This is a genomic window from Ruminococcus sp. N15.MGS-57 (genome assembly GCF_000980385.1).
GTDB classification, from domain to species: domain Bacteria; phylum Bacillota; class Clostridia; order Oscillospirales; family Ruminococcaceae; genus Hominimerdicola; species Hominimerdicola aceti.
The window spans coordinates 1-2,136 of sequence record NZ_LARF01000086.1 but is presented as its reverse complement, the minus strand read 5'-3'; the positions used below and the strand labels follow the sequence as shown (position 1 = coordinate 2,136).

Below are 2,136 nucleotides of genomic sequence, written 5' to 3'. Positions count from 1 at the left end.
CGCACTTGCCCCCACTCACACACAAATCAAGAACCATAAAAAGGAGTATTACGATGAATAAATTCAAAAGAGTAGAGAGAATAATTGAAGGTAAAATTATCGAAATAGAAATCGGTCATAATACGTTGCAGTATGTTCTTACAAAAAGATTAACAGGAATGCGTTTTTTGGGTACAAAGAAACATAAACTAAAAATCAAAAATAGTATCAGGAGAGCCAATACTAAGAATTTAAAACACAAAGGTTTCTCCGATGAAGAAATTGAAAAGTTTTTAGATGAAATAGTTGTCTATAAATGGAGAATATTTACAGAAAGCAGCTTTAATAGATATCTTAAAGTAATAAAACGATTTTGTAAATATCTTGCTGCAAAATTTCAGACAAGTCACCTAACAATGTTCGAGGCTGAAAAATATATACAGGAGTACATTGATGTACGAGAAGCAAGGGGGTTATCAGCTGATACTCTCAACACTGATCTTTCTGCACTTTGTAAAGTTTTCGGAAGAAGGACAATTGAATTTAGACACCCTCCACGCCACGGAGCTCATTTAAAGAATGATCCGACAAAATACAATACTGAAACGGGTGAAACAACTCGTGATGTTGGATTGACCACAGGTTTAAGACGCCGTGAGCTTGGGCACTTAAAAGTCGATGATATAAAATTCATTGACTGCCAAACTGTCCACATTTTCAGTATCGGTAAGGGCGGTAAGCATAATCGTACTGTATTGAAAGGAATAGTCGCAGTGGCAAAGCTAAAAGAATATATTAGTCGTGCAGAGAAAATGAATAATGATTTCTTGTTGACAAAGGCAGAAGCTCACGTCCCAGATGGACTCCACTATTGCAGGGCTATGTGCGCACAGATTACATATAATGCCGTTTTGCAGGAAATGGAAAATGATCCTGCAAAGCGTGCAGAATACATTCAGAAAATCAAGGATGAGTTTAAACGCTGCGGTAGAAAACTCAAAGAGAATCTCGACAAACCTTATCGACTTCGAGGATATAACAGAGAAGCAGCATTATCAATCGGCAAGCCAATTGTCTACGATCGTGTTGCGGCGATGTATGTTAGCCTGTTCATACTCCACCACTTCCGTACAAATACTACAATTTTGCATTATTTAGTGAAATAGCGAGTCCCGCCAAATTTGTAAACATAGAACGGGTGTGTCGGCGTAGCAGAAATTGTTTCGCCATTTACACAAATATGAACAAGCTCGTCAAATACAAATCCAATACCCGGAAGCATTCCAAGCAGATCAAGAATATCATGCCCTGTAATATTCCCAATCCAATTTAAGAACGGACTTAGTCCGAACGGGTCGTTCAGGCTTATCGGATTGCCGTTGACATATGCGTACCTGTTCAAAGTCGGGGTATTGGCGATTGAACCCGTCATAACGTCCTGATTGATAAAACGCTTGATCTCAGGGTTGTAATACCTCGCCCTCATGTAGTACAGACCGTTGCTGTCCATAGCTACGCCGAGTTCGCCGTTATACAGGAACATTATACCACATTTGTTCTCAGAAAGCAACTCACCATAAGGTCCGTAATCAAAAGTTTCAACGATTTCTCAGTCGATATTTGTCACTGCCTCGGTGCTTCCGATATTGTTGAAGTGGTAAATTAAGTATTCATTACCGTTTTCCTGTGCGATCAGACCAATTCCGTAAATATAATAAGTTGTATCGCCCTCCTTTTCCGCCGTAAGAATACGTGTAAGCGAACTGCTGTTGCTGTCAACAACATACTCGGTCTTTGCTCCATTTTCCGTCTGAGAAATACGGTTGTTTTCAGCGTCGTATTCGTAGGAAATCCCCCCCGCCGAAACGAGTCTGTTGCGGCAGTCGTACTTCATATTGTCATGCTCACGTGTGATAGTGCCATTCTCATTTGACTAACACTTCTGCAACCTTTTTTTGAAAATGAATAGGATCTTGTAAACTAATTTCAATCATTAATTGTGAAATATTATTTACAGCATTTTTATCGAACTCCATAAAAATATTTTTAAACATAATTCTCGAATATTCGTGATTCAAAATTCTATATAAAATTATCCTTGACCATTCAGGCGATATAGCAATTATATCATTTATTCCAAGAATAAGTTGCTCATAA

General features: G+C 38.4%; 4 protein-coding genes. 1 reads left to right on the top strand and 3 read right to left on the bottom strand.

Annotated elements, in window-relative coordinates:
* The first annotated feature begins 53 nt into the window (after positions 1–53).
* Complete coding sequence (locus WS40_RS10375; protein ID WP_046442152.1) at positions 54–1,145, top strand: site-specific integrase; 1,092 nt, start codon at positions 54–56, stop codon at positions 1,143–1,145.
* Here WS40_RS10375 and WS40_RS10370 read toward each other — a convergent pair.
* From WS40_RS10370 to WS40_RS10360, 3 genes are all read right to left on the bottom strand, one after another.
* Complete coding sequence (locus WS40_RS10370) at positions 1,130–1,585, bottom strand: RHS repeat-associated core domain-containing protein (protein ID WP_325208537.1); 456 nt, start codon at positions 1,583–1,585, stop codon at positions 1,130–1,132. The two genes, WS40_RS10375 and WS40_RS10370, sit on opposite strands and share 16 nt — an antisense overlap.
* A 3-nt stretch (positions 1,586–1,588) precedes the next feature.
* Positions 1,589–1,873: a hypothetical protein gene (locus WS40_RS10365; RefSeq protein WP_046442148.1), complete on the bottom strand. Its 285-nt coding sequence runs from the start codon at positions 1,871–1,873 to the stop codon at positions 1,589–1,591.
* Positions 1,874–1,904: 31 nt separating this feature from the next.
* On the bottom strand, positions 1,905–2,136 hold a 232-nt coding region (locus WS40_RS10360; protein ID WP_046442145.1), incomplete at its 5' end, for a hypothetical protein.

What these genes read in the sequence shown, in the direction of transcription:
- WS40_RS10375 (WP_046442152.1), top strand. Translation starts at nt 54, where the DNA reads ATGAATAAATTCAAAAGAGTAGAGAGAATAATTGAAGGTAAAATTATC.
- WS40_RS10365 (WP_046442148.1), bottom strand. Translation starts at nt 1,873, where the DNA reads ATGAAGTACGACTGCCGCAACAGACTCGTTTCGGCGGGGGGGATTTCC.